The following is a 19,950-nucleotide window of genomic DNA, read 5'->3' on the forward strand; positions in this document are numbered from 1 at the left end:
CCGGGTGCATGGTCCGCGCGCTTATGGAACCGCCGCCGGGGAAGGACAAGACCATGCCCGACACGATCACCGCAGGACGCACGCCGACCAGCCCGACGCTGGACGAAAAGGCCCTCGCCCGGGCTCTCTCCGGCCATCACCTGATCGGCGGCCAGCTTGTTCCAGCCGCCTCCGGCAAGACGTTCCCCGTGGTCAACCCCGCGACGGCTGAAGAGGTCGCGACGGCCGCGCTCGGCGATGCCGCGGATGTCGACCGTGCGGTGAGCGTCGCGGCCGCTGCACAGAAGGAGTGGGCCAAGGTTCCCGCCCGCAAGCGCGGCGAGCTCGTCGGCGCCTGCGCCAAGGCGATTGCCGAGCATGTCGAGGAGCTGGGGCGCCTGATCGCGCTCGAGACGGGCAAGGCGCTGCGCACCGAGAGCCGTGTCGAGGCCAACGTGGTGGCCGACATCTTCGCCTTCTACGGGGGCCTCGGCAGCGAGCTGAAGGGCGAGACCGTTCCGTTCCACCCCGACGTGCTGTCGATGACCGTGCGCGAGCCGCTCGGCGTGGTCGGCGCGATCATCCCCTGGAACGTGCCGATGCTGTTGATGGCGCTGAAGGTCGCGCCCGCGCTCGTTGCCGGCAATGCCGTCGTCGTGAAGTCGGCCGAGGAGGCGCCGCTCGCTGTGCTGCGGATCTGCGAGATCCTCAACCGCATCCTCCCGCCCGGGCTGTTCAACATGCTCTCGGGCTTCGGGCCCGAGTGCGGCGCGCCGCTCGTCGAGCACCCGAAGGTGCGGAAGGTGACGTTCACGGGCTCCGTCGAGGTCGGACGTATCGTCGGGCAGGCGGCGGCGAAGAAGATCGTTCCCGTCACGCTCGAGCTCGGCGGCAAGAGCCCGATGATCGTGTTCGCCGACGCCGACCTCGAGAAGACGGTGATGGGCGCGATCACCTCGATGCGCTTCACCCGCCAGGGGCAGAGCTGCACGGCGGCGAGCCGCATCTACGTGCACGAGAAGATCTTCGACGCGTTCGTCTCCTCCCTCGCTGCGAAGGTGGACGCAATGGTGATGGGCGACCCGCTCGACGAGAAGACCGACATCGGAACGATCATCTCGGCCGACCAGTTCGCCAAGGTGAAGGGCTTCATCGATGAGGGGCTCGCGACCAAGGGGGCCACGGGCCGCGCCTGCTCTGCGATGCCGAGCGATCCGGCGCTGAAGAAGGGCCTCTTCATCCAGCCGCACATCTTCACGGGGCTCACGCGCGACAGCCGCCTGGTGCGCGAGGAGATCTTCGGCCCTGTGACGGTTCTGTTCCCGTTCAGCGACTGGCAGCAGGTTCTGGCCGAGGCGAACGACAGCGAGTACGGGCTGGCAGCGTCCGTGTGGACGAACAACCTCAAGGTCGGCCTGCGCATGGCACATGCGCTGGAAGCGGGGCTCGTTCAGATCAACCAGAACCTCGTGGTGCAGGCGAACCTGAGCTACGGCGGCATCAAGAGCTCAGGGCTCGGCAAGGAGGCCTCGCTCGAAGCGATGCTCGAGCACTTCATGCACAAGAAAACGATCATGGTGAACATGGCCTGACGCTCCTCCCCGCTCCGGCGGGGCGCTATCCTGGCGGTTCCGGCGCGGGGTGTGCGGCAACGCACATCCCGCGCTTTCCGTTTTCGACCGGGAGAAGGTTCGCATTGAATTCCCCCCCGCACTTGCTGCTACGCTCGGTATGAAGCCGGACCATTCCGGTACTGGGAGCGTTTCGATGAACAAATTGCAGGGCAGATTGCCGAGGCGCGGATTTCTGGCGCTGGGCGGAGCGGCGACGTGGTGCGCGGCGTGCGCAGGGACGCCGTCAGCCGAGCTCAGGCGCCAGGCGCTCGCTGCGTCGCAGCCGGATCGCGAAGTGGACCAGCGGCCGGACTCGGCCAGCATGCTCGGCACGGGGCAGACAAGCTACGTCTATCGCCCGATTACCCCGTACGAGGGACCCCTTCCCGCCGTCGAGGTGCACTACGCCCTCACCGGTCCCCATGCCTTGCCGGCGGCGCTTCGGGCGCCGCCCATGTCGTCGCAGACGGAAAGCGTCGTCTCGGAGGACCTGATACGTCTGGCGCCTTACGATCGGCCGGCCGCTCCTTCTCCTGCCGCTCCGTCTTACGTCCAGTACATCGCCCGATGCGCCGAGTACGCGCTCTGGCGGTTCCGTGCGCTCGGGTTCGACAAGCCTGCCCTCGGCCGTGACGGCGCGGCCGGTGATCGGCTGCACATCTTTCTCGCCGAGACTCGTGGCTTCCGCGGCGTCACGTCTCCGGAGTGGGACCATATCGAGATCTCGAACCGCCTCATTGACCTCGGCGCGCTGACCACCGTCGGGCATGAGGTTTTCCATCGCGTCCAGTACGCCGCCAACGCCACGCCCCGTGCCGCGCGCCGGGGAAGCGACGAGGAGCAGCTGGAACTCTGGACCCTGGTCTATGAAGGCGGGGCGCGATTCGCGGAGGATTTCCTGACCGACAGCTACAACCGCTATGGCTTCGACGCCGAGCGATGGTTCACCGCCCGCAGGCGTCCACTGGCCCGCTCGCGCGGTGATGACGGGGGGCTGTCGGGCGCAAGCTATGAAGCGGCTCTGTTCTGGAAGTATGTCAGCGAACAGCACGGCAACCCGCTCGAGCCGCCCCTGGAGCTCAGCCGTGCCCCGTGGTGGCAGACAGCTGACGGGGAGACGGGTCGCCGGATGAGGTACTGGCTCCCTGGCCCGGCAGCGATGCGGGAGGCGGACAATCATCGCCACGTCCTCGCCGCGCTGAAGACGCTGGCGAAGTCCCAGAACGAGCCCAAGCCGCTGACGATGGATGTGCTGCGGCAAGCACGGGAGAAGATGCGTGGGCTGGGCACGCTCGACAGTGCCGTCCCGCTCGACAAGCCGGACGCAGGCGCGCCCGCGGCGCAGAACGGCACGACCGTGCTCGAGGAGACGACCTGGACGAACTTCCTCTGCGGCATTGCGCTGAACGGCCAGTCGGGCGAGGACAGCCGCTTCCAGTTTCGCGAACAGCCAGCGTTCCGCGGTGCCGCTGCACTAAGGGTCGAGGTATCCGGCGGGCGCACCCTGCATTACGCCGCCTTGCCGAGCAGTGAGCCGGGGAGCGCGGAGGCCAACACCGTGGCCGAGCAGGTCATGCTGGGCCGCGACAGGCTCGATGACCGCCGCACCGAGCGAGTCGGCGACGACGTGCTGCGCTTCCTGCTGAGGCGGCCCGCACTTCCCAATCTCGCCCCGATGCTGCGGCCCTACGACATGGCGATCTACAAGGTCTTGATGCCGGAAGGGAACGAGACGCGCCTGCTGAGGGTGGAGCTCGATCCGGGGGGGCCGCTCACGGGCAGAAGCGCGGCCGGGCTTCGGGGCGGGCTCGTGCAGGTCATCATGCTCGGCCCGGGGGGACACCTGGTCGATATACACCGCCATGACATGAGCTTTGACGCCGACGGCGGACGGATGCGCCGCACCTTCGCATGCCGCGGGGTGAGCGAGGTGCTGCTTCTGGTCTGCAGCCGCGAGAACGGTGGTACCTACACGGTGACGCTGTCGCGGCCGGAACGGTCGCCGGTTCTGGCGAGCACCAGCTGGAACTGCGTGCCGGGCAAGGCGCTCACGCAGGATCCGGCTGTCGCGGCCTGGAACTGGATGTCGCCGGACCTTGACGTGGTCCATGACGTCACCGCGCTCGGCGGGCGCCCGGTCCCGGGGGGCGGGTCCCGCGGTCCGCAGCAGGTCGTGCGCCTCGCGATCCGCAATCTCGGCGACCGCTACGGCGATTCGCGGTTCGCGAGCGTCGCGTTCGCCTGCCGGAAATGGTCCGCCGGCCCATCGGCCACCTGGACCCAGCTTGGCGAGCAGCGCATCGGCTTCCTCAAGAGCGTTGAGGCCTATGAGCGGGACATCCGCGGCGGATGGGCGAGCGAGGGCACGCGCAATCTCGGCAAGCGCTTCATGACCGCGAGGCTGCCGGACGGCCTTGCCTTCAGCGAGGCTGATCCGCTGATGCTCAGGGCGACGATCCGCACCGCCACCGCCAACCGCAACGACCAGGACGTGATCGTGCTTGGCAGCAGTCACCCGATCGGCGAGTCGCGGATCGATGTGTACGCGGAACGCGGCGTGTGGACCTGGCGCTGGCTCGACCCCGACAAGCCGCAGCGGCTCGGACCGGAGCCGCTTCCGCCAGCAGCGCGGGGCCGCCTCCCATTGAGCATCAACCAGCGCCTCCTGCCGCTGTTGCAACGGATCCAGCAGCTTGAGGGGGTACGCCGATGAGCCGCTATCGCGGTGCGCCGGAGGCGCTGCTCAACCTCGTAGTCGCCGACAACAGCCACCGTGACAAGGACGGCAAGCCCAGCGTCCGCCGTGCCCGGATCCTCGACCAGTCGAACGGACGCTCCACCGGACGGATCATCAGGGCAAGCGTGCATGGGGCGCGAATGCGGGGAGAGCGCGACCGCACAATCCCATACGCCTATTTTTTCGAGTATGCGCATCGTGTGCTCTATCGCGGCACCGTCCGCTTTCCCGTCAAGGTCGACCTCTTCGATCCGAACCCCACCGATGAGGTGATCAGGGATCCTTCGAGGCCGCTGCGGATCCTGGAGACGGTCGAGGAGGTGATCGAGCCGAACCATTTCCTGTTCCGCCTCGCTGGAACGTTCCACGCCGTGTACATGGACGACGCCGTCTTCAACGAGCTGTCCCGCGATGCGCGCTATGGGCTGCAGTTCGGCACGGCGCTGGACGTGGAGTTTCTCAACTGCGAGAAGGATTTTGACCCCGATGGCGAGACCACCGGGTAGTCGGCTCACGCCGGGGCTGCGCTGGACAGGGCCCGCACCCGCGCCAGCAGCCCCACCCGCACATCCTGCTGGAACATGAACCCCATCCCGGCCGCCAGGGCCACGGCACGTTCCAGCATCTCCGCCCCCTCCTCCACCGCCCCGCACTCGGCTTCCGCTGCACCCAGGAAGCCGAGGGCGACGGGGCGCATCAACTCGGCCTCCGCCTCGTCGCACAGGCTCACCGCCTCGCGCAGCGGGCCCCTCGCCGTCTGGGCGTCGCCGCGCCGCCAGTGCAGGAAACCTTCCGCGATGCGGACGAAGATCCAGTTGAAGGGGCGGACGTCGCCCGCCACCGTCGCCAGCGCCGTCGCGAGTGTCTCCTCCGCCTCGGCGAAGCGTTCGGCGTCGGCGAGCGCGCGCACGCGATAGCTCAGCGCCGTCGCCGCGAGCGCGCGGTCGAGCCCGTAGCGCCCCAACACCGAGGGATGCTCCGCCCCGGCCGCCACTTCGGCCATCTCATCGGCCGCCTCATCCATCCGCAGCAGCCCGATATGCGCGAGCCCCCTCTGGAAGATCGCGCGCAGCCTCAGCGCCGCGTCCCCCGTCTCCTCGGCAAGCGCCAGCGCGCGGGCGCAGGCGGCGAGCGCGTCCTGGTAGGCGCCGGCGAGCCAGGCATGGAGCGCGGTGTGGATATGGAGCTGGCCAAGCCGCGCCGGGTCGCCCAGCCTCTCGGCCGGCGCGCCGGCCTCGTCGAGCCGCGCGCGAAGCTCGGCGATCCGCCCCAAGCGATGCAGCGGCTGGCGCATGTCGAAGCGGAGGTCGACGGCGAGCGCCAGCGTCTCCTCGTCCTGCGGAAGGCGCTCGAGCGCGTCGAGCGCATCGGAGAAGAACGCCACCGCCGTCCGGTTGGCGTTGCGCGCGGCCGCGCGCCTGCCCGCCTCGCGCGCCTGCCTGACGGCGAGGGACCAGAGCTCGCCGAGCCGCGCGTGCCGCGCCAACGTCTCGGGCTGTCCCGTGCCGGCATCCATCAGCGCCGCTGCCGCGCGGCCGTGCAGCAGGCGTCGCCGCGCCAGCGTCATGCCGATATAGGCGACATCCTGGTAGAGCGCGTGGCCGCATTCCCAGCGGGCAAAGCCGGGGATGGCGGCGAGCCGTGCGAGCCCTCCGCGTGCCAGCGTCACCGCTGCCGGGCCGATCGCGGTCTCGGCAGTGTCGAGCACGGCGGCGATCATCGTCTCGTCGGCCGGGTCGCCGAGCACGGCGAGCGCCTCGAGCACCGCCTTCTCATCCTCCCCGAGCCGGTCGATGCGCGCGGCGATGAGGCCGCGCGTCGTGGCCGGAACCCGCGGCGGCGCTGGGTCGCGCAGCGCCTCCACCTCCGCCTCGATGAACAGCGGGTTGCCTGCGCCGCGCTCCGCCGCGCGAGAAGCCGCCTCCCCCGCGCCGGGCCCGAGCAACTCGGCCGCAAGGGTCCTCGCATCCTCCGCCGCCAGGGGCTGTACCGGCACGACGGTGACCGTTCCGCCGTCGGCCCATGAGGGAGCCCGGTCTGGACGCCATCCGAGCAGGAGAAGCACGGGCGCCGAGCCGATCCGTTCCAGAACCGACCCGATCACCCGTTCCGTTTCCGGGTCGGTCCAGTGCAGGTCGTCGAGCACGAGCACGGTGGTGCCGCTGGCTGCCGCGCCGAGCAGAGTCTCCGCGGCGGCAGCGATCATCCGCCTCCCGCGAATGGCTGGGTCGAGCGCCGCCCAGGCCTTGCCAGGCCGGGCCGGGTCAAGGAGCGCGTCGATTGCTTCCTCGTCCTCAGCGCCCACGTCCTGCCGTTCGAGCGGGAACGCGTCCTCTCCGCGGCCGAGGGTCCGCCTCAGCATCGGCCGGAGAGGGTGGAAGGCCGCGTCCTCCCGCCAGCGGGTGCAGCGCCCCTGGATGATCCGCGCCGCGCCCCCAATGCGGGAAAGGAACTCCCGCAGGATGCGCGACTTGCCCGTCCCGGCCTCCCCGACGAGGGCCACTGCCCGCCCCGCCCCGGAGGCGGCCTGTGCGAACGCCTCCTCGAGGGTGGCAAGCTCCCGCCGCCGGTCCACGAAGGGAGAGAGCATCCGCTCCGGCGGCAGGTCGAGGCGCGTCAGCGAGGGGTCGGCCCGCTCGAGCGCGAAGGTCTCGATCGCGCCGGGAAAGCCGCGCAACTCTACCGCGCCCACTGGCCGTGCGGTGACCCTGTGTCCAGCGATGGCGAGCGTCGCGGCACTCACCCAGATCGCGCCCGGTTCGGCGTGCTGTTGCAGCCGTGCGGCGAGATGCATCGTCTCCCCTGCCGCCTCGATCGTGCCGCTCGGCTCATAGGCGTGGACCACCACCTCCCCCGAGTTGATGCCGATGCGAAGGCGAAGCTCCGGCATCGCGGCCGCGAGGGCCGACCGCATGGCCAGCGCCGCGCAGCACGCGGCGAGCGCATGGTCCTCCTGCGCAACCGGCGCGCCGAACAGCACCATGAGCCCGTCGCCGGTCATCTGGCCAACCGTTCCGCCATAGTGTCGTGCCGCCGTGGTCAGCAGGTCGATCACAGGCCGAAGCACTCTTTCGAAGAAAACCTCCGGGTCCTCCCCGGCTACCAGGCGGGTCGAGCCCACGAGGTCGGCGAACAGGACGGTGACGACCTTCCGCCCGCGTGCAGGCTGCATGGTCACCACTGCCGCGCCCTTCGCCGAAGGCCCGTTGCTGCGCAATGCCCGATCTCCCGATTGGCCCCTTTTCGATCCCACAATGTGGCGCGGCGGCCGATCAACCCGCAAGCGAAAGGGTTCCTTGCCGGGTCGCGGGTCGCCCACCATCATCACCAGCCTGTCTGGCGAGGAGCCTCGATGGACGTCCTGCCTGCGCACGCGCCGCTGTCCGGTGGCCTCGCCGCTCTCGAGGCGCGCGTTGCGCGCGACCTCGCCCTGATCGCCTATCCGGAGCCGCGCTGGGTTCCCGGGCGCGTCTCTGGGTCTGGCGAGCCAATCCTCGACGTGCTCGTGGTGGGCGCCGGCCAGGGCGGGCTCGTGACGCTGTTCGCCCTGCTGCGCGACCGTGTCACCAACATCCTCGCGATCGACCGCAAGCCCGAAGGCCAGGAAGGCCCGTGGCGGGACTTCGCGCGGATGGTCACGCTTCGGTCATGGAAGACCGTCACCGGCCCCGATCTCGACATCCCGTCCCTCACCTTCCAGTCCTGGTTCGAGGCGCAATGGGGCGAAGCGGCGTTCGAGGCGCTCGGCAAGATCCCGAAAGGCATGTGGGCCGACTATCTCCTGTGGTACCGCCGCGTCCTCGGCCTGCCGGTGCGCAACGGGATGGAGCTCGTCTCGCTCGCCCCCGGCGCAGACGGCCTCGCGGCCACGCTCCGCGAGGCGGGGCAGCAGCGAACGGTCGTTGCCCGCAAGGTCGTGCTCGTGACAGGGATCGAGACGCCGGGGCGGTGGTGGATGCCGGAGTTCATCGCCGCCCTTCCCAGCCACCTCCGCGCCCACACTGCCGAGGCGATCGACTTCGCCGCGCTCTCTGGCAAGCGCGTCGCGGTGCTGGGCGCCGGCGCCTCGGCCTTCGACAACGCCGCGACCGCGCTCGAGCACGGCGCGCAGGTCACCCTCTGCTGCAGGCGGCCCGAGCTGCAGCGTGTCCAGCCCTACAAGCAGATCAGCCACGCCGGCTTCTTCCGCGGCTTCCCGCACCTGCCCGATGCGCAGCGCTGGCGGTGGATGAACCATCTCCTCTCCGTCCGCGAGGCCTTCCCCCGCGAGACCTGGGAACGCGCCACGCGCCATGCCGGCTTCACGCTGCGCACGGGCTCGCCCTGGCTCGGCGCGCGGGCCCGCGGCGATCATGTCGAGATCGATACGCCGCAGAGCGTGCTCGAGGCCGATTTCATCATCTGCGGCACGGGTTTCGAGATGGATATCTCGGCCCATCCGGCGCTCTGGCCCCATGCCGGGCTGATCGCGACATGGGGCGATCGCCACACGCCGGCCGAGGGGGAGGAGAACCCGCGCCTTGCACGCTTTCCCTACCTCACTGCCGGCTTCGCGCTCACCGAGAAGATGCCCGGCACCGCGCCGTGGCTTGCCAACATCCACCTCTTCAGCTTCGGCGCCACGGTGAGCTTCGGTCCCTCGGGAAGCTCGATCAACGCGATGAAGTTCGCCGCCCCGCGCCTCGCGCAGGCGATCGCGGCCGATCTCTTCGCGGCCGATGCCGAGGCGCACTACCAGGCCATGCTCGCCTACGACACGCCGGAGTTTCCGCTTCCAGGCGAGACGTGACTGGCACGGAACATGCCTGACCGGATGCCTCGACCGAACGGGAGACACAGATGCTTCGCCGAAGCCTGATCGCCGCCGCCCTCGCCGCCTCCGCGCTTCTGCCCAGCCCGGAGGCAAGCGCACAGAGCTTCACCTTCCGCCTGCACTCCTTCTCCTCGCCCACGGCGCTCGACCATACGATGCATCTCGACCGCTGGGCCGAGGCGGTCGGCCGCGACAGCGGCGGGCGCATCAGGGTCGAGCTCTATCCGGCGCTGCAACTCGGCGGCCAGGCGCGCGACCTCGTCCAGCAACTCGAGGACGGCGTCGTCGACATCATCTGGACGGTGCCGGGCTTTACGCCAGGGCGGTTCCCCGGAACGGAAGGGCTCGAGCTTCCCTTCGTCAACACGGGCACCTCGGCAACGATGAGCCCGGCGGCGATGGAGTTCGCCGAGAAGCACCTCGCCGCCACCGAGTATCGCGGCATCAAGATCATCTCCATCCATTCGACAGACCGGTCCGTGCTGCACACGACGCGCAAGCCGGTGCGCACGCTCGAGGATTTCAGGGGCTTGCGCATCCGCGTCGCCGGCCGGTTCATCGGCGAGGCGATGACGGCCTTCGGCGCCACGCCCGTCGGCATCCCGCTTCCCGGCGTGTACGAGGCGCTCGCCCGCGGGCAGGTCGACGGGATGATGATTAACTGGGCCATCACCGCGCCCTACCGTTTCCACGAGGTGGCGAAGTTCCACACCGACAGCGCGGTGTTCCAGGGCATGCTGCTCACCCTGATGAACGGCCGCTCCTATGACCGGCTTCCGGCAGACCTCAAGGCGGTGATCGACCGCAACAGCGGCATCGACTACGCGCGGAAGATGGGCGAGATCTGGGACAGCCAGACACCCAGTGCGATCGCCGCCAACCGCGACGCGCCTGGCAACGAGATCATCACGATCGACGATGCCGAGCGTGCGCGCTGGATCGCCGCCGCGCAGCCTGTGCACCAGAGCTGGATCCGCGAAATGAACCGCCTCAGCCGGCCCGGCCAGCAGATGTACGACGACCTGATGGCCATCACCGCGAAGCATGGGCGGCGCTGAGGCGCCGCGCACCGGGCTGCTTGCTGCGGCGGCGCGCGGCCTCGCCATCGCTGGCGGGCTGCTGCTCGTCGCCGCCATGGCGGTGACGGTCGCCTCCGTCCTGCGCGCCTCCTTCGGCCGGCCGATCCTCGGCGATACCGAGATCGTCGAGATGCTGGTCGGCGTCGCGATAGCCTGGTTCATGCCCTGGTGCCAGGTGCGCGGTGCGCATGTGCGGCTCGATGTGTTCACCGCGCGCGCGCCCCGTGCCGTGCGCACCGCGCTCGATGCGGCGGCGGGCCTCCTCGTCGCGCTCGTCGTCTCGGTGCTCGCCTGGCGGCTGGTCCAGGGCGGGCTCGATGCGCATGACCGCGCGCGCGAGACGATGTTCCTGCAGATCCCGTTCTGGTGGGGCTACGGGGCGGCCGCGCTCGGCATGCTTCTCTGGGCCGCGGCGGCGATCGAGGGCGCTCTGGCGGGCTTCAGGCGCCCGAGCCCGTGAACCCGCACGATATCGGCGTCGCGATGTTCGCGGGAGTTGCCGTTCTCCTGCTCGCCCGCGTTCCCGTCGGCGTGGCGATGCTGCTCGCGGGCGGCGCGGGCTATGCCGCCATCACCGGCTGGTGGCCACTTCTCAACACGCTGAAGACGCTGACCTTCAGCCGCTTCTCCTCGTACACGCTCTCCGTCATCCCGTTGTTCCTGCTGATGGGCGAGTTCGCGACGAAGGGCGGCATGAACGCCGCGCTGTTCCGCGCCGCGCGCGCCTGGTTCGGCCACTGGCGCGGCGGTCTCGCGGTCGCAACGATCGGCGGCTGCGCGGCCTTCGGCGCGATCTGCGGCTCCTCCCTCGCGACGGCTGCTACGATGAGCCAGGTGGCGGGGCCGGAGATGCGCAAGGCCGGCTACTCACCCGCGCTCGCCACGGGCACGCTCGCCGCTGGCGGCACGCTCGGCATCCTCATTCCGCCTTCGGTCATCCTCGTCATCTACGCGATCTACACCGAGCAATCGATCGGCAACCTCTTCGTCGCAGCGGCGATCCCGGGTCTGCTCGCGACGGTCGGCTACATGCTGGTGGTCAACCTGCATGCGCGCCTCGCGCCCGGCTCCGCGCCCGCCGCGCCGCGCCTTCCCTGGGCCGAACGCGTCGCGATGAGCCGCGAGATCTGGCCGGCAGCCTGCGTGTTCCTTCTCGTCGTCATCGGCATCTATGCCGGCTGGTTCTCGCCCACCGAGGGCGCGGCGGTGGGTGCGGCAGCAGTGGGGCTCCTGGCCGCGACGGTCGGCGGCATGCGGCTTCGCGGCATCGGCGAGAGCCTGCTCGCGACCGCGGAGACGACGGCGCTGATGTTCCTCATCCTGCTCGGGGCGGAACTGTTCTCCGCCGCCCTCGCGCTGTCGCGCCTGCCCGCCTCGCTCTCTGGGTGGGTCGTCTCCCTCGGCCTCGCGCCGCTTGCGGTGCTCGCCATCATCCTCACGATCTACCTCGTGCTCGGCTGCGCGATGGAAAGCCTCGCGATGGTACTGCTGACGCTTCCCGTGTTCCTGCCGGTGATGCTCGCGCTCGATTTCGGCCTGTCGCAGACGCAGCTTCTCGTCTGGTTCGGCATCCTCGTTCTCGTCGCCGTCGAAGTCGGCATGATCTCGCCGCCCTTCGGGTTGAACCTGTTCGTCATCAACGCCATGGCGAAGGACGTTCCGATCACGGAAACCTGGCGCGGCGTGCTCGGGTTCTGCGCGTCCGATGTCGTCCGCCTCGCCCTGCTGGTCGCCTTCCCCGCCCTGTCGCTCTGGCTTCCGGGACTGTCCTGACCCCGTGTGACGCGCGGCATACAGGAGGATGTTCCGCTGTGGGATCGTTCCCGCGCGGTGCAGGACTGGCCTGCCCCGCAAGGCGGAGAGACGACGATGACGCTCACAGTTGCCCAGCTTCGTGCCATCCCGCTGCTCGTGCTCGGCGCGGGCGTGTTCGTGCTTGCCGCGACCCATGAGATGCCGGCCGACATGGCAGGCCCGGCGATCGACATCCCTGCCCTGCACGACGCGGCCTACGCGATCGGCCCTGACCCGTCCGCCTGCGCGGAGAGCGCCTCGCCCGATTGCGTGATCGACGCGCCAGCCGGGCGCGTGCTTGCCGGGGGCCCCTGACTCCTCCCCCCCCTCCCCCCCGGAGACGTGATTGCGCGGGCCGCGCCCTGGCCGTTAGGCTCGCGCAATCAAACGGGGGAGAGACATCATGCCGCTTGGAAACATCCTTGGCAGCGTCCTTCAAGGCATGCTCGGCGGCCAGGCCCAGGCGGGACACGGGGGCGCGCAGGCGAACCCGCTCGCCGGCGTGATCGCAGCCCTCCTCACCCCCCAGCAGGGCCAGGCCGCGCAGGCCTTCGGCTCGGGCGGGATCGAGGAGATCCTGTCGCAGTTCCGCAACGCGGGCTACGGCAGCCAGGCAGAGAGCTGGCTCGGCACCGGGCCGAACAAGTCGATCGAGCCGCAGGCGATGCGGGCCGTGTTCGGCGAGGAGCGGCTCGGCGCGATGGCGGCGGAAGCCGGCCTGCCGAAGGACGACCTGATGTCCGGCCTCGCGCGCATGCTTCCCCAGGTCATCGACGGCCTGAGTCCGCAGGGGCAGTTGCCGCAGCAGCGGGGCGGCGACATGAACCAGATGCTCGCGCAGGTCCTCGGCGGCCTGCTCGGCGGGCGGCGCTGAGCGCCTAGCGCCCGGCGTTCGCCGCCTCGAACAGGGCGCGGGTCCTGTCGGCGTCGTAGGGGCCCTCGCGCAGCGTCTCGGCGTCCCACTCGCTTCTTCCGGGGCGGAAGAAATCCCCGCCATAGACGTGCAGCGCCCCGGTCAGGCGTGGGATCGGGTTCAGCACGGAGTGGATGATGTCCTTGCCGAGGGGCGCGGCCTCGCCGGCCGAGAGCGACTTCGCTCCCGCCGCCTCGACGTGCGAGCCGGTCTCGTCCTCGATGCGGCGCCAGAAGATGTTGTCCTCCCGCCCCGTGTAGAGGCCGATCACCGCCCACATGCCGTGATTGTGCGGCGAGAGCGTCATGTGCGGCCCCCAGACGAGGTTGAGCACGGTGAGCGTGTCCGAGCGGTACAGCGTGTTGAGGCCCGCGCGCGTCGGCTCGCCGAGCGCGCGCATCAACGCGGCGTGGTCGGAACAGGCGCGCGAGACGATCTCCCGCACGTGGCGCTGGCCGTCGTCCTGCCGGACGGCGTCCTGGCACTCGGCGATGAACCGGTCGAGATCGAACATGGTGTCCTCCCTCCGCAAGCGGCCGGAGTCTACTCCGACGGCGCCAGCTTGGCGATTCCGCCCCGCTCAGCCACCCATGGCGCGGCGGCGCGCGACGCCGAGGCGTCGCACCTCGGCGGCAAGCCGGACCGGGTCGAACGGCTTCTCGACGATGCTCGGAGGCGGCTCGATCAGCGCCGCGTCGCGGCGGAGCGACAGGGCATCGCCCGTCAGCACGATCACGGCGGGGCGCTCGGCGGCAGGCACCTCGGCGAGGCGGCGCAGCAGCCCCGCCCCATCGAGACCGGGCATGCGCAGGTCCGTGATCAGGACGTCGCACGTCCTGCCGGCGAGCGCGACAAGTGCCGCCTCGCCTTCCGCAGCGGTCGCGACGTCGTGGCCGTCGCGGGCGAGCACCTCGGCCAGCACGTCAGTGATGTCGGGCTCGTCGTCGACCACCAGAACCTTGAGCCGCCCGGACGGCGCCTCGACGCGGTCCTTCCCCTCCGCCCGGGCCTCGCCGCGGCGTGCATGCGGCAGGGTGATGGTGAAGCGGGCGCCGCCGCCCGGCGCATCGTCGATCGTGATCGTCCCGCCATGCGCGGCGATGATGCCGTGGCAGACGGAGAGGCCAATGCCCGTGCCGACGCCGACGGGCTTGGTGGTGAAGTAGGGCTCGAAGATGCGGCGGCGGATCGAGGCCGGAACGCCTGGCCCGTTGTCATCCACCATGATCTCGACGCGGCCGTCAGCGACGCGGGCGGAGGCGCGTGCCTGGCGCGGCCGCGGCGCGTCGCGCAGCGCGTGCTGGGCGTTCACGAGAAGGTTCAGCAGCACCTGGTGCAGCCGCTCCGGCTCGACCTCCACCGCCGCATCGGGCGCGATCTCGCCGCGCTCGAGCGCGATGTCCGCCGTGCGAAAGCCGTAGGCCACCATGTCGAACACCGCATCGATCACGGCCGGCACGGAGACGACGTCCTTCTCCTGCGGCTTGGCGCGGGCGACGGCGAGGAAGGTGCGGACGATGCCTGCGCAGCGCTCGGCCGCGCCCTTCAGCGTGCGCACAGCATCGCCCTGCGGCGACTGGCCGAGCGCTTCCTCGAGCAGTGCCGCGCGCGCGACGACGACGGAGAGCGGGTTGTTCAGCTCATGCGCGACGCCCGCGAGAAGCGAGCCGAGCGCGGCGAGCTTCTCGTTCTGATGCGCGATCTCGCGCTGGCGGCCGAGCTCGTGCTCAGCCTCGCGCTCGCGCGTCACGTCGTCGATCAGGACGAGCGTCTCGGAGGCCGAGGTCGTGGCCGTCTCGAAGCGGAGCGTGCGGCCATCGGCGAGGGCAAGCTCGTCCGGCTCCTGCTGGCGTCCCGCCTCGCGCCCCGCCCGTGCCGCCGACTCGCGCCAGGCGGTGAGGCGCGAGAGCGTCGGCTCAGTCTCGAGCGCCTCGGCAAGCGCGGGGGCGATCGCGGCGAGCCTGCCATTGGAGAGCACGCGCCAGCCATTGCCGTCGAACATGACCAGCGCCTGGGGCATCGCCTCGACGGCGTCGTGCAGGTGGCGTTCGAGCGAGCGGATGCGGGCGTCGGCCTCCGCCTCGCGGGTCGCATCCGTCCAGAGGGCGACAACGCCGCCCTCCTCGCCGAGCCGCTCCTCGAAGCGGAGCCAGCCGCCGTCGCGCCGCTCCAGAAGCAGGGGAAGGCGAACCGGAAGCGCCTCTGGAAGTGGGCGCTCGGCAAGCCCCTCGAGGCGCGCCGCGGCAGCCGGCACGACGACCTCCGCGGCGATGGTGCGAAGATGGTCTGCCAGCCGCGCGGGCGCGGACATGCGCTTGCCAAGCGCTGGGAAGAGGTCGAGATAGCGCTTGTTCGCCGTCACGAAGGTTCCGGCCCGGTCGAACACCGCATAGGCGGTGTCGAGCGCGGCGAGCGCGCGCGCCGTCTCCCGCCCCGCCCTGCCCTGCGCCTGGCCCGTCTGCTCGGGCGTGACGTCGCGCCAGATTCGGATGCGCCCGTGCCCGGCGAGCGGAAGCGAGGCCACCTTCACCCAGCGTCCGGAACGCATCTGGAAGACGAAAGGCTGCTCCTGCGTCAGGTGCCGGGCGACGGCCGCCTCGACATGCTCGTCGAGGCGCACGAGCTCGCTCTCGGGCAGGTTGGTGCGGAAGAAGCGCCGAAGCGTATCGGCATAGGGCATGCCGACGGTGACGGTGCCGTCCTGCTCGGGGAAGAAGGCGAGATAGGTATCGTTCCAGGCCGTCACCCTGTCGGCCCCGTCATAGAGGCAGAAGGCGAGGCCGAGCTGGTCGAGCAGGCGCGACAGCTGGGCGATGTCGGCCGCCCCCGCCGCGGCGAGCGCGACGAGACCATCCTCCGGGTCGAGCAGCGTTGCGTTCGGTTTCACGAGCGCCAGTGTCGGGCTCGTTCGGCGCGACGGCAAGGCCGCAGCCGTCATCCCCCACATGTCCTGTCGCAGCAGGGCAGCCTTACAGAAGGCCGAGCTCTGCGAGTTCACGGCGCAGCCTCGCCGGCATCGCCGCGACCGACCGGGCGGAGGCCTGCGCCCCGCGCGAGAGGTCGGGCGGCGCGTCCGGCCCCTCGAGATAGCGCCAGCCCTGGAACGGCTTCACGGGTCGAAGCTGCACCGGCACGAGCTTCTGGTCGAGATGCAGGCCGCAGCAGGCCGAGCCGTCGTCCCACACATCCGGCTCGATCGCGACGATGCGCTGGCGCACCTGGATGAAGCCGCCGATCACCCAGTAGAGCGAGCCGCGGCCGACGATCTCCTCCGCCCGCCTGGGGAGGTTGCGCGTCTGGTGCCTGAGCGGCGGGTCGGCCTTGATGCGGGCCTTCTGCCGCTCGGCGAGGTCCTCGGCCGTGGCGCAGCCGACGGCGAGCTTGATCAGGTGAAGCATCCCCGGAGCATGGCGCCTCGGGGCGGATTCGCAAGCCGGAGTGGATCAGCCCGCTTCGGGCTCGCCGTTCTCCTGGCGCGCCTGCTCCTGCTCGCGTCGGTCCGCCCGCGAGAGGGCTGCCACCTCGACCACGCGTTCCGCAACGGGCCTGGGGGCGAGGCTTCCAGCCTGGCGCGCTCCCGGGGGGGACCCGGCGGCATCGCCGGTCGCCGTCCCGGTGCCGGCGGCGAGCCAGGCACCGAGCATTGCCGTCCACAGCCGCATACGTTCCTCCACCGTCATTTCCGGCACGCTCGGGGCCCGATGTGTCAGGTGTGTGGCAGCGAGGGGGAAGGATCGTGCCGATCGCCCCCGACTCACCCGGACGTGACCAGCCGCGGCAGACGCGGCGCGCGCGCTGTGGCATGTGAAGCGCCATGCGAAGCATTGCCCGTGTCATCCGCCGGATCGTCATCGTTCTCGTTGCCGTCCTCATTGCGCTGCCTGTTATCGCGCTCGGCGCAGGCTGGGGCGTGATGCGCGTCACGCTGCCCTCGGCAGACGACGAGTCCGCCATCCCCGGGCTCGACGGGCCGGTGAGCATCACGCTCGACCGCCATGGCATCCCCTATGTCCGCGCGGGGTCGGAGCGCGATGCCTGGGCGGCGATCGGCTGGCTGCATGCACGCGACCGGATGTTCCAGATGGAGTTGATGCGCCGCGGCGCCGCGGGCCGGCTCGCCGAGCTGATCGGCGCGCAGGGTCTCCGGCTCGACCGCTACGTACGGCTCCTCGGCCTCGCCCAGGCGGCGGAGGCGGATCTTGCCGCGCAGTCCGAGGAGACGCGGCAGGCGCTCGCCGCCTATGCGCGCGGGGTGAATGCGTGGATCGCCGAGAAGGGCCGCTGGTCCGCCCCGGAGTTCATCGCGCTCGGCATCACGCCGGAGCCCTGGCGGGAGACCGACAGCCTGCTCTGGGGCAAGGTGATGGCGCTGTTCCTCTCGGGCAACGCGCGCACCGAGCTCGCCCGTCTTCGCCTCTCCTCGCACCTGCCGCGCGAGCGGATCGACGAGCTCTGGCCGCGCGACGAGAGCAACGGCAGCCCGGTCGCCTCGCTTGACGGGTTTGGGGGGCATCTCGAGCGCGTGCTTGCCGCCCTGCCGGTGTTCGGCGAGGACGCGCCTGTGCCGCCCACCGCCTCGAACATCTGGGCGGTGACGGGATCCCGCTCCTCGACTGGCCTGCCGCTTCTCTCGAACGACCCGCATCTGGCCTATGCCCAGCCGATCCAGTGGCATCTCGCCCGCGTCGAGGCGCCGGGCCTGACCCTCGTCGGCGCATTCGCGCCGGGCGTTCCCTTCCTGGTGCTCGGGCGAAACGCGGACATCGCATGGGGGATGACGACGACGCATTCCGACACGCAGGACGTGTTCGTCGAACGCCTTGCCGGCCCCGACAGCTACCTCGCGCCCGACGGCCCCCGCCCCTTCGCATACCGCGAGGAGGTGATCGGCGTGCGCTTCGGCGAGCCCGTGACGATGCGCGTGCGCACCACGCGGCACGGCCCCGTGCTGTCCGACCTCGACCCGACGCCTGGCATGCCGAATGGACATGTGCTGGCGGTGGCGATGACCGCGCTGCAACCGGGCGACGGCGCGGCCGGCGCGCTGCACAGGCTGAACCGGGCGCGCAGCTTCGAGGAGGCCGAGGCGGCCGTCTCAGGCATCGGCGCGCCGCAGCAGAACATCGTGATCGCAGACCGGGTGGGCCGGATGGGCATGCTGCTTCCCGCCCGCCTGCCGATCCGCCGCGCCGGCGACGGCTCCTTCCCCGCCCCCGGCTGGGACGGCTCGCATGACTGGACAGGCTTTGCCCCGCGCGAGGCCCTGCCGCGCTTCATCGACCCCGCCTCGGAACGGATCGTCAACGCCAACAACCGCGTCGTGCCGGACGATTTCCCGGTGTTCCTGACGCGCGACTGGTGGGGCGACTATCGCCACCGGCGCATCCTCGAGCGGCTCGAGGCCCTGCCGAGGCACGACGTGCTGAGCATGGCCGCCATCCAGATGGACGTCGAAAGCCTCGCCGCGCGCGACCTCCTGCCGCTCATGACAGCCGCGCGCCCCAACCCCGCGCCGGGCGATGCCGAGGCGCATGCGCTTGTGAAGGCCTGGAACGGGCTGATGGCGGCCGACCGCCCCGAGCCGCTGATCTACACGGCCTGGGTGAAGCACACCGGCCGGCGCATCGCCAATGCCGCCGTCGGCCCCGAGCAGGAAGCGTTCCGCGAGAGTTCTGCGGAGTTCCTCACCTTCGTGCTCACGCGCGGCCAGCACTGGTGCGGCGCAGGCGGCTGCCTGCCGCTTCTTGCCGACGCGCTATCCGACGCCGTCACCGAACTTCGGGACGCTCACGGGGCCGACATGGCCGCGTGGCGCTGGGGCGAGGTTCATGGCGTGCGGTTCCAGCACCCGCTGATGCGATTCGTGCCGGTGATCGGCCCCTGGTTCGGCACCACACTGCCGACGGGCGGCGACACGCATACCGTCAAGCGCGCTGGCATGCGGCTCGCCGGCCCGACGCCCTACGAGAACATCCATGGCGCGGGCTATCGCGGCTCCTACGACCTCGCCGTTCCGGAGAACTCCCGGTTCATCATCGCGACCGGCCAGTCGGGCCACCCTCTGAGCCCGCATTACCGCGACCTCGCGGAGGCCTGGGGCGCGGGCGGCACGATCACGATCCCGGCCGAGCCGCAGGGGCGGATCGGCACGATCACGCTTCGGCCCCGCGGGTGACGGCAGGCCCCGCGCAGCGTGATTGACCGCATGGCCCCGCTTCCGGTTCACTCCCGCCCAGATGCTGCAGAAGCCCTTCCGACGCCCGCAATTCTTCTACACGACCGCGCCCCTGCCATGCCCGTATCTCGAGGGCAGGCTGGAGCGGAAGCTCGTCACGGAGCTTTCCGGGGCGGACGCAGAGGCGCTGCATGACCGCTTGAGCCGCGCGGGCTTCCGCAGAAGCCACAACATCGCCTACGCCCCCGTCTGCCCCGGCTGCCAGGCCTGCATCCCCATCCGCCTCAACGTCCGCGCCTTCTCTCCGAACCGCACGCAGCGGCGCATCGCGGCCGCCAATGTCGCGGTGGAAGGCTTCGAGGTGCCGCCGCGCGCGACCACGGAGCAGTTCGCGCTCTTCCAGCGCTACCAGGCCGCGCGCCACGCCGAAGGCGACATGGCGGCGATGGGGTTCTACGACTTCCGCGCGATGGTCGAGGACACGCCGATCGAGACATCGGTGATCGAGTTCCGCGACCCCGACGACGCGCTGGTCGCCGCCTGCCTGACCGACCGCCTGTCGGACGGCCTCTCTGCCGTCTACTCGTTCTTCGACCCGAAGCACGCGCGCCGCTCGCTCGGCACCTTCATGGTGCTGTGGCTCGTGCGCCGCGCTCTCGCGCTTGGCCTGCCGCATGTCTATCTCGGCTACTGGGTGCCGGAGAGCCGCAAGATGGCCTACAAGGCCGCGTTCCGCCCCGTCGAGATCCTCTGGGGCGGGCAGTGGCGGGTGCTGACCGGGGCCGAAGCCGCGACCGGCCCCGTCCCCGTCTCCACGGGCCTTGCCCAGCCGATCACCGCCGGCTGA

General features: G+C 70.6%; 16 protein-coding genes. 11 read left to right on the forward strand and 5 right to left on the reverse strand.

All coding sequences use genetic code 11. The annotated features are described in order from the left end of the window. The first annotated feature begins 53 nt into the window (after window positions 1-53). The 3 genes from FIF60_RS06310 (at window position 54) to FIF60_RS06320 (ending at window position 4,835) form a co-directional block, all read left to right on the forward strand. The gene (locus FIF60_RS06310) at window positions 54-1,571 is read left to right on the forward strand and encodes an aldehyde dehydrogenase family protein (RefSeq protein ID WP_144184986.1); all 1,518 of its coding nucleotides are present in this window, start codon (window positions 54-56) and stop codon (window positions 1,569-1,571) included. Window positions 1,572-1,746: 175 nt separating this feature from the next. Next, entirely contained in the window at window positions 1,747-4,305 is a 2,559-nt protein-coding gene (locus FIF60_RS06315; protein WP_144184988.1) for a hypothetical protein, read from the forward strand. Beyond that, window positions 4,302-4,835, forward strand: coding sequence for a hypothetical protein (locus tag FIF60_RS06320; protein ID WP_144184990.1), 534 nt, complete (start codon window positions 4,302-4,304; stop codon window positions 4,833-4,835). Before FIF60_RS06315 ends, FIF60_RS06320 begins: the two co-directional genes overlap by 4 nt. 5 nt (window positions 4,836-4,840) lie before the next feature. Here the strand turns inward: FIF60_RS06320 and FIF60_RS06325 are convergent, their stop codons facing one another. Further along, on the reverse strand, window positions 4,841-7,501 hold the full coding sequence (locus FIF60_RS06325; protein ID WP_158639090.1) for an ATP-binding protein: 2,661 nt from the start codon (window positions 7,499-7,501) through the stop codon (window positions 4,841-4,843). 180 nt (window positions 7,502-7,681) lie between these two features. Between FIF60_RS06325 and FIF60_RS06330 the strand changes: the two genes are divergently transcribed. From FIF60_RS06330 to FIF60_RS06355, 6 genes are all read left to right on the forward strand, one after another. Further along, window positions 7,682-9,118 carry an FAD-dependent oxidoreductase gene (locus tag FIF60_RS06330; RefSeq protein ID WP_144184994.1) on the forward strand — a complete coding sequence of 479 codons (1,437 nt, stop codon included), beginning with the start codon at window positions 7,682-7,684 and terminating at the stop codon, window positions 9,116-9,118. Between the two features lie 50 nt (window positions 9,119-9,168). After that, on the forward strand, window positions 9,169-10,200 hold the full coding sequence (locus FIF60_RS06335) for a TRAP transporter substrate-binding protein (RefSeq protein ID WP_144184996.1): 1,032 nt from the start codon (window positions 9,169-9,171) through the stop codon (window positions 10,198-10,200). Beyond that, window positions 10,187-10,681 (forward strand): TRAP transporter small permease, encoded by a 495-nt coding sequence (locus tag FIF60_RS06340; protein WP_144184998.1) that lies wholly within the window; start codon window positions 10,187-10,189, stop codon window positions 10,679-10,681. The genes FIF60_RS06335 and FIF60_RS06340 overlap by 14 nt, the downstream gene beginning before the upstream one ends. Beyond that, entirely contained in the window at window positions 10,678-11,994 is a 1,317-nt protein-coding gene (locus tag FIF60_RS06345; RefSeq protein ID WP_239451522.1) for a TRAP transporter large permease, read from the forward strand. Before FIF60_RS06340 ends, FIF60_RS06345 begins: the two co-directional genes overlap by 4 nt. Before the next feature lie 96 nt (window positions 11,995-12,090). Then, window positions 12,091-12,330 carry a hypothetical protein gene (locus FIF60_RS06350; protein ID WP_144185000.1) on the forward strand — a complete coding sequence of 80 codons (240 nt, stop codon included), beginning with the start codon at window positions 12,091-12,093 and terminating at the stop codon, window positions 12,328-12,330. A gap of 88 nt (window positions 12,331-12,418) precedes the next feature. Continuing rightward, window positions 12,419-12,889 (forward strand): YidB family protein, encoded by a 471-nt coding sequence (locus FIF60_RS06355; protein WP_144185002.1) that lies wholly within the window; start codon window positions 12,419-12,421, stop codon window positions 12,887-12,889. Between the two features lie 4 nt (window positions 12,890-12,893). Here the strand turns inward: FIF60_RS06355 and FIF60_RS06360 are convergent, their stop codons facing one another. The 4 genes from FIF60_RS06360 to FIF60_RS06375 form a co-directional block, all read right to left on the reverse strand. Beyond that, window positions 12,894-13,442, reverse strand: coding sequence for a cysteine dioxygenase family protein (locus FIF60_RS06360; protein WP_144185004.1), 549 nt, complete (start codon window positions 13,440-13,442; stop codon window positions 12,894-12,896). A gap of 66 nt (window positions 13,443-13,508) precedes the next feature. Then, complete coding sequence (locus FIF60_RS06365; RefSeq protein ID WP_158639091.1) at window positions 13,509-15,866, reverse strand: hybrid sensor histidine kinase/response regulator; 2,358 nt, start codon at window positions 15,864-15,866, stop codon at window positions 13,509-13,511. A 31-nt stretch (window positions 15,867-15,897) separates the two neighbouring features. Beyond that, window positions 15,898-16,326, reverse strand: a complete 429-nt coding sequence (locus FIF60_RS06370; RefSeq protein ID WP_144185008.1) for a DUF1489 family protein — start codon at window positions 16,324-16,326, stop codon at window positions 15,898-15,900. A gap of 45 nt (window positions 16,327-16,371) precedes the next feature. Next, entirely contained in the window at window positions 16,372-16,602 is a 231-nt protein-coding gene (locus FIF60_RS06375; protein WP_144185012.1) for a hypothetical protein, read from the reverse strand. Between the two features lie 140 nt (window positions 16,603-16,742). Between FIF60_RS06375 and FIF60_RS06380 the strand changes: the two genes are divergently transcribed. Both FIF60_RS06380 and FIF60_RS06385 read left to right on the forward strand, forming a co-directional pair. Further along, entirely contained in the window at window positions 16,743-19,103 is a 2,361-nt protein-coding gene (locus tag FIF60_RS06380) for a penicillin acylase family protein (protein ID WP_144185013.1), read from the forward strand. A gap of 61 nt (window positions 19,104-19,164) precedes the next feature. Beyond that, window positions 19,165-19,950, forward strand: coding sequence for an arginyltransferase (locus FIF60_RS06385; RefSeq protein ID WP_144185015.1), 786 nt, complete (start codon window positions 19,165-19,167; stop codon window positions 19,948-19,950).

It is taken from the genome of Elioraea rosea, assembly GCF_007644105.1.
GTDB classification, from domain to species: Bacteria; Pseudomonadota; Alphaproteobacteria; order Acetobacterales; family Acetobacteraceae; genus Elioraea_A; species Elioraea_A rosea.

Excerpts from the sequence above, each read along its gene's own strand:
- FIF60_RS06320 (WP_144184990.1), top strand. The coding sequence starts at position 4,302 with ATGAGCCGCTATCGCGGTGCGCCGGAGGCGCTGCTCAACCTCGTAGTC.
- FIF60_RS06350 (WP_144185000.1), top strand. The coding sequence starts at position 12,091 with ATGACGCTCACAGTTGCCCAGCTTCGTGCCATCCCGCTGCTCGTGCTC.
- FIF60_RS06380 (WP_144185013.1), top strand. The coding sequence starts at position 16,743 with ATGCGAAGCATTGCCCGTGTCATCCGCCGGATCGTCATCGTTCTCGTT.
- FIF60_RS06335 (WP_144184996.1), top strand. The coding sequence starts at position 9,169 with ATGCTTCGCCGAAGCCTGATCGCCGCCGCCCTCGCCGCCTCCGCGCTT.
- FIF60_RS06385 (WP_144185015.1), top strand. The coding sequence starts at position 19,165 with ATGCTGCAGAAGCCCTTCCGACGCCCGCAATTCTTCTACACGACCGCG.
- FIF60_RS06370 (WP_144185008.1), bottom strand. The coding sequence starts at position 16,326 with ATGCTTCACCTGATCAAGCTCGCCGTCGGCTGCGCCACGGCCGAGGAC.
- FIF60_RS06330 (WP_144184994.1), top strand. The coding sequence starts at position 7,682 with ATGGACGTCCTGCCTGCGCACGCGCCGCTGTCCGGTGGCCTCGCCGCT.
- FIF60_RS06340 (WP_144184998.1), top strand. The coding sequence starts at position 10,187 with ATGGGCGGCGCTGAGGCGCCGCGCACCGGGCTGCTTGCTGCGGCGGCG.
- FIF60_RS06310 (WP_144184986.1), top strand. The coding sequence starts at position 54 with ATGCCCGACACGATCACCGCAGGACGCACGCCGACCAGCCCGACGCTG.
- FIF60_RS06355 (WP_144185002.1), top strand. The coding sequence starts at position 12,419 with ATGCCGCTTGGAAACATCCTTGGCAGCGTCCTTCAAGGCATGCTCGGC.
- FIF60_RS06365 (WP_158639091.1), bottom strand. The coding sequence starts at position 15,866 with ATGACGGCTGCGGCCTTGCCGTCGCGCCGAACGAGCCCGACACTGGCG.
- FIF60_RS06315 (WP_144184988.1), top strand. The coding sequence starts at position 1,747 with ATGAACAAATTGCAGGGCAGATTGCCGAGGCGCGGATTTCTGGCGCTG.
- FIF60_RS06325 (WP_158639090.1), bottom strand. The coding sequence starts at position 7,501 with ATGCAGCCTGCACGCGGGCGGAAGGTCGTCACCGTCCTGTTCGCCGAC.
- FIF60_RS06360 (WP_144185004.1), bottom strand. The coding sequence starts at position 13,442 with ATGTTCGATCTCGACCGGTTCATCGCCGAGTGCCAGGACGCCGTCCGG.